Raw genomic sequence first — 6,319 nt, forward strand, 5'->3', positions numbered from 1 at the left:
CGACGAAGTAATAGTGGCGTTTTAAAATTTGCCGGCCAGACTATCTGGCATCCGGAGAAAAGTCATGAAAACAGAAATGAAGAAGAACGAGACTCGCGAACTGACCTCAGCCGAGATCGCTCGGGTTGCTGGCGGCCACCCTCCTCGCAGCCCCATGTAAGAACCTCTGCCGGGGTGAGCTTCACCCCGGCAATTCTTGTTCCGCTATCGCGGCGGTCATGTCTTTACGGAAGTCATACGACGTTGGTCGCTGGCGACGCGACCGCCGACGATCTCGATCACGCGGTCCGCCGACGCAATCGTCTCGGCGCGATGCGCGACGATGATGCGCGTAATTCCCATTTGCTCGATCGCTGCATTGACGCGACGCTCCGACGCCGTGTCGAGATGCGCGGTGCCCTCGTCCATCACCAGAATGTGCGGCCGCCTGTACAAGGCGCGCGCGAGCAGCACCCGCTGGCGCTGCCCACCCGACAGCCCGGAGCCCATCGCCCCCACCAGCGTGTAGAGTCCCATCGGCATGCCCGCCACGTCTTCGACGAGGTCGGCCATGCGCAGCACGTCCTCCAGCCGATCCTCGTCTACAGCGCCGAACGCGGCGATGTTCTGTGCGATGTCGCCTTCGAACAGAAAGTCGTCTTGCAACACCGCCCCGACATGACGCCGGAATTGCGGCCGGCCGTAGCGCGACAGCGGCATGCCGTCGATCAACACCTCGCCGTCATCGGGTTCGAGCAGCCCGAGCAGCAGCTTGACGAGCGTCGACTTGCCGCCACCGGACGGACCGGTGAACGCGACATAGTCGCCGTGCGCGATTTCGAGCGTGACGCCCGACAGCACGGGTGTTTCGCTGGCGGCGTAGGCATAGGTCACGTTTCGCAGCGCAATGCTACGCGGCACAGCGGGCCGAGGACGCGAGGGATCGGCGAAACTGCCGTCTTCCGGCTCGAGCGCGATGTCGGACAGTCGGTCGAGATGGAGGCTGAGCAGCCGCAGCGACACCCCTTCGTCCACCAGCCGCCGCGCTGCGGTGGAGAAGCTCACCTGATACCCCAGAAACGCAAAGATCATCCCGACCGAGAAACCCCCGGCAAGCGCGGCGCGGGCGGCGAGCCAGACCACGACGACCTGCTCCATTGCAGCCAACCACAGGCTCGCCGCCTGTTGTAAGGCGCGAATTCGGTCGTGCGCGTAGCGTGCGCTGAGCGCCTCCGACAAGCGGTTCTGCCAGGACGCGTGCCGCAGCGTTTCGCCCGCGGAAAGCCGCAGCGAGACGATCCCCTGCAACGACTCGATCATGGCGGTCTGTTCCTCGCCCTCGTTGGTCATCCGCTCCGCTTCCGTCCCGCGTTCGGCCGACAGGGTGAGCAGCCGCAGGCCGAGATAGGCGGCGATGGAGCAGACCGGCACCGCAGCCAGGAGCGGCGAATACAGCAGCATCATCGCCAGCGTCAGCACGGCGAGCAGACCGTCGATCAACGCTGCGCCGGCGCTTTCGGTCAGCAATTTCTCGACCGGTTGGATCGAGCGGAACCGCGACAGGATGGCACCGACCGATCGCTTCTGGTGCCAGCTCACCGGCAATCTGAGCAACCGGCGCCCGAGATTGCCCGCGATCGTGAACGACAGGGAGATGCCGGCGGCCAACAGGACATTGGCGCGCATCACCTGAGCAATGCCGTACATGCACGCGAATATGCCGAAACCGATGCCGAGTACCGTCAGCAGATTCTCGTCGAGCGCCGGCATCGCATAGTCGACCGCGATCTGAAGCATGTACGGTGCGGCGAGCACAAAGGCCTGCAGGACCAGACTCAGCAACGCGACCTGGATCAGCGAGCGCTTCAGCCCTCGCATGTGCGACCAGAGTTGCGTGATGCGAAGCGGCGCGCGCTCGTTGCGCGGGGCAAAGTCGGCGGTCGGGGCAAGCTCGAGCGCGACGCCGGTCACGTGGCGCGACAGCGAGGCGCGATCATGCCAGCGCGCGCTGCCGGCGGGGTCCGCGATCCACGCCCGGGTGCGGTCAACGCGCCCGAGCACCACGAAATGGTTCATGTCCCAGTGCAGGATCGCCGGGAGGGCAAGCGACCCGAGATCGTCGAGGTCGCACCGGAGCGCGCGGGCGGAAAGCCCGAGCTGATCGGAGAAAGCGATCAGATCGGTGAGGCCGACACCACGTGCCGACAGGCCAAAACGCCGACGCAACGCCGCCAGATCGCTGCGAAAGCCCCAATACTCCAGGACCATCGCCAGCGACGCCAGGCCGCATTCCGCCACCTCGGATTGGCGGACCAGTTTAACGCTGCGGCGAGGCCAAAGCGACACATCGATCTTCGTCATGACGCCGTCACGGCGAACAGCGGATCGAGCAGCCAGCGCAGCAGGCTGAGCCGGCGGGTGGTGATCGTGGCCGACAGCGTCATCCCCGGCCGAAGTGGATAGCGCGCGCCGTACGCGACGACGAGGGGGCGGTCCAACGTCGCCTCGGCGAGGAAAGACGGCTCGTGCGGGGCCGTGCCTGGCACGCTTGCGGCCGTAACAAAGGCGACACGGGCGGGCTGCGTCCCGAAGATTTCACGGGGAAATGCATCCAGCGCGATCGCCACGCGCTGCCCCGGTCTCACGAAGCCGACCCCCGCGGCGGGCACAGCGAGTTTGGCGACCAGCCGCGTCCCGGTGGGGACCAGCGACAACAGCGGCCGGTCCGGTGCGATACGCTCGCCGAGGGTCCGCACGACGCCGGTCACCCGGCCATCGATCGGCGCGGTGATCTGAATCCAGCGCTGGACCGAGTCGCCCGCGGCAGTGCCTGCGAGTTCCCCGCCCGCGCGGGCCGCATCTGCACGGGCCACCTCTAGATCGGCCTTTGCCCGGCCAATCTCCGCCGTGTCGCGTGCCACCTGCGCGACGAGGCGCGCCCGGTCGCCCCGCATGCGCATCATCCCCTGGCGGCGTTCGGCCAGTGCTTGCTCGCGCAAGCGCAGATCGTTGCCCGACACGAACCCATCGACCGCGATTGCCCGTGCCTGATCGAGGTCCGCCTGCGCGGACGCAATCAACGTCGCCTGCTCGGTCATCTGCGCGGCAAGCTCGGAAAGCTCGGCCGAATGGCCGCTTTGATCAGCCTGAAGGGCCGCGACCCGCGCGCGGGAGGCATTATGCACGGCCGGGCTGCGCTCGCCCAAGGCATGCGCCTCCTCGGCGATCGCAGCCAGTCGGCGTGCCTCGAGCGACCCGGCACCGGCAACCGTGGCGATCTCGAGTCGCGCGAGAAGCTGGCCGGCGCGGACGAGATCGCCTTCCTTGACGAAGATGGTGGAGAGCGTGCCCGCGCGCGCAGGCGTGATCCGCGCGACGCCCTTGTCGCCCTCGATCTGTCCGATAGCAGTAACCTTCACGCCGTACGTAGCGAGCGACAGGAACAGGAGCGCGACCGCCAGGACGCCGCCCAGGAAAAAGCCGAGCACCTGCCAACTCACCGGCGGTGCGAGACTGACCTCGCCGTGAAGCCGGTGGCGCCCCCGCGACGCTTCTGGTCTGAACAGCACTGTGCCCTCGTCCCCCTTGCCAAGCCCAAGCTGCCTATTGCAGGGGCCACGATCCAATAGCTGCGAGGAGGCGTGCCAGCGCATGCTGTGAACGCATCCCGGTCTTGTCGAAAACGCGGGCAAGATGACTCCGCACCGTGTTCGTCGAGAGATCGAGGTCGCGCGCTGCGCGTGCCGGAGAACGCCCCGACGCGATCGCAGCGGCGATCCGCACCTCTGCGGCCGTGAGATCGAAGGCCGCCTTGAGCGGATAGGTGCGGTCGTCCTGCACCTGCGCCTCGTCAATCATCCGTACGAGCACCGCGTCGCACGTCACGTCCATCAGGCGCGACCGGTGGTGGCGTGGGACCGGGTCCAGGATGAGGAGCAATGGTGCCGCGGCCGCGCGGCGGATCCGTACCACTTGACGATCTCCAGGGGTCGGCTCCCCCCGGCTTGCCGCGAGCGCAGCCTCGATCGCAGATGCAAGCCGGTGGTCCTCGTCGGCGACGCTCGCGCGCAACCGCCGATCGGGCGTCTCCAGCACGCCGTCGCTGTCCCGCAAAAGCGCGCGCGCGGGAATATTGGCGTGGGCCACGAGCCCGTCTGTTGCCAGCAGGAGTGCCGCCGTCGGAAGCGCGCTGAGCAAGGTTGCCCGCGACAGGCCGGCATCCTGAGCGCCGGCAAGTTCGAGGGAGATGTCGAACGACCGGATCACGTGCTCACGCAGGGACGAAAGGCTTCGCATCACTTGCGCGTGGTAGCGCGGTTGCCGTGATCGCAGCGCCACGCTGATCCATCCCGCTCGTGCGGTGCCGCACAGCGTCGGGTGCGGAACAACGAGATGAGCTTGCTCGCCCTCGCCAGAGCCTCGCGGCGGAACGAGCAAGACCGGCGGAATTCCGGCATTCGCTTCGCCGTCGGTCCAGGCCGTGGAATGGCGCCACGAAATCTGCTTGCCGATATGACGGATTTCACCAGCAACAGCCGCGGTAATGGCCGAATGCGTCTTAGCCATGCTCGTCACGACGCAGTCGACGTCTCGCGAAAAATCGATCGTTGCCATCATCGCCCATGCAGCGCCGGTATGCGCGGCCAGTTGCGCGAGCGCTTCAGGCCATTCCAGCGGGTCTCGCGCGGCGCGATACAGCGCTTCGATTGGGTCCGCCGTGCGCATGCGTTGCCCGCGCCCGCCTCCCCAGCCCTCGGCGCCCTCGAAAAAGCGCTCGACGATGCCGCCTCCATCCATGGTGCCGCCTCCGTGATCGTAAGTTCACACAGTGTACGCAGATATCACCGCGTCCAGACCCTTGCCGCAGGCTGGGAGTGACGTCCCATCCGGGCGACGAACGAAACCTCGGTTCGAAGGCACCCTCCGATACCCAGACGATGCGGCACGCGGGCAGCGACGACGTCGCTGTTCAACCCACGTCAACCGCCTTCGGCGGCACCAGGCGCAAGCCGTAGCGGCGCATGACGGCCCCCATCCTCGCGGGATAAGGTCCGCTCGCAAGAACGGCTGAAATGTCGCAAAAATACTGCGCACCGATATCGGGACTGTTGATCACCAGCACACGCGCGCTGGTGCCATGCGGATTGTCGAAGGCATGGATGACCCCGGGCGGCGTATAATTGGTGTCGCCGGTCGCCAATGCGCGTATCTCGTCGCCGACGAAACAGCGCATGGCGCCTTCGAGGCAATAGAGATATTCCTCATTGTCGTGACTGTGAGCCGGTGGCGATTGCGCGCCCGGGGGGATCGTCAGCTCGAACATGCCCGCCGCTGCACCGGTACGCGTGCCATCGATCAGATAGCGGATCTGCAACGCGCCGATCGCAATGACATCCTGATCGACTGTGGACACACCCCGTCCCCCCTCACCGACAGCCGCACCTGCGCGCCGTCTCGGATAGCGGCTTGTTGCGCCGCTCCAATGTGGTAAACCATCTTTACCCACGAAGTAAAGTGTTTTTACCATATGCCGAGGTGCGAGATCGAGCAGGTTCCGAACGTCGAGCAGGGACCGTTCGTCGGCGCTTTGCTGCGCCTGGTTCACCAGGAGGCGCGCTTGCGCGTTCTCAAGATTCTCGACGCGCGCGGGCTGGGAGATATCGGCACCACCAATTTCGCGCTATTTCAATATCCCGGCACGGACGGGATGCGGCCAAGCGATGTCGCCAGGCGGCTCGGCGTGTCGAAACAGGCGCTGAACCATATGGTTGGTCAGCTCGAGCGGCTCGGCTATCTCGAACGCCACCCCGAGCCGGGCGGGCGGCATACGACCTTGCGGTATACCGAGCGCGGCTGGCAGGTGCTTCAGACGGCAATCGAGACGATGATCGATCTCGAAGCGGAATGGCAGGGCCTGCTTGGCGAGCGCCGCTTCGCGGAGTTCAAGGGCACGCTCAAGATGCTGGCGGGACTGGCGGGATGAGCGTTCTTACGGGTCGGCCCTCCCTCTGACCGGACGTTGCGAGATCTGCGGACTCGAGAGCCGGATCGGTACCGTTTTCGGAATGATCAAAGGCAAGACGCAAACGCGATTCTATCCGGACTGTTCTCTCGGTTGGAGATGCCGCTGGGGATCGTAGGGTAAAGGTCTTTTAATGCTGCTGTGGTGCGAGTTCGGGCTACCGACGAGGCTGTGTCGAGCAAAACGGGTTCGAGGGGTTCGTGTGCCATATCGCGAGCGCTACTAAACGCGAAACCCGACTCCCTCGCCCGCCGGCATTTGCGGCGTTGCGCTGGAACGCACAAAAGCCCCATCCGGTGAGGGACGGGGCTTTTGTGG

At 65.8% G+C, this 6,319-nt stretch carries 5 protein-coding genes; 1 reads left to right on the forward strand and 4 read right to left on the reverse strand.

What is annotated here, in order from left to right; translation table 11 throughout:
• Positions 1-216: 216 nt before the first annotated feature.
• The 4 genes from RH91_RS01605 to RH91_RS01620 all read right to left on the reverse strand — a co-directional run bounded on the left by RH91_RS01605 (position 217) and on the right by RH91_RS01620 (position 5,584).
• On the reverse strand, positions 217-2,340 hold the full coding sequence (locus tag RH91_RS01605) for a peptidase domain-containing ABC transporter (protein ID WP_010160738.1): 2,124 nt from the start codon (positions 2,338-2,340) through the stop codon (positions 217-219).
• The gene (locus RH91_RS01610; protein WP_232283374.1) at positions 2,337-3,548 is read right to left on the reverse strand and encodes an HlyD family secretion protein; all 1,212 of its coding nucleotides are present in this window, start codon (positions 3,546-3,548) and stop codon (positions 2,337-2,339) included. Before RH91_RS01610 ends, RH91_RS01605 begins: the two co-directional genes overlap by 4 nt.
• 34 nt (positions 3,549-3,582) lie before the next feature.
• A complete protein-coding gene (locus RH91_RS01615) occupies positions 3,583-4,776 on the reverse strand; it encodes a helix-turn-helix transcriptional regulator (protein ID WP_010160740.1) in 1,194 nt (397 codons plus the stop codon).
• A gap of 172 nt (positions 4,777-4,948) precedes the next feature.
• Positions 4,949-5,584: a cupin domain-containing protein gene (locus tag RH91_RS01620; protein ID WP_232283375.1), complete on the reverse strand. Its 636-nt coding sequence runs from the start codon at positions 5,582-5,584 to the stop codon at positions 4,949-4,951.
• A 12-nt stretch (positions 5,585-5,596) separates the two neighbouring features.
• Between RH91_RS01620 and RH91_RS01625 the strand changes: the two genes are divergently transcribed.
• Positions 5,597-5,962, forward strand: coding sequence for a MarR family winged helix-turn-helix transcriptional regulator (locus tag RH91_RS01625; RefSeq protein ID WP_232283376.1), 366 nt, complete (start codon positions 5,597-5,599; stop codon positions 5,960-5,962).
• Positions 5,963-6,319 lie beyond the last annotated feature (357 nt).

This window comes from Sphingomonas sp. PAMC 26617 (genome assembly GCF_000242835.1).
GTDB lineage: Bacteria > Pseudomonadota > Alphaproteobacteria > Sphingomonadales > Sphingomonadaceae > Sphingomonas.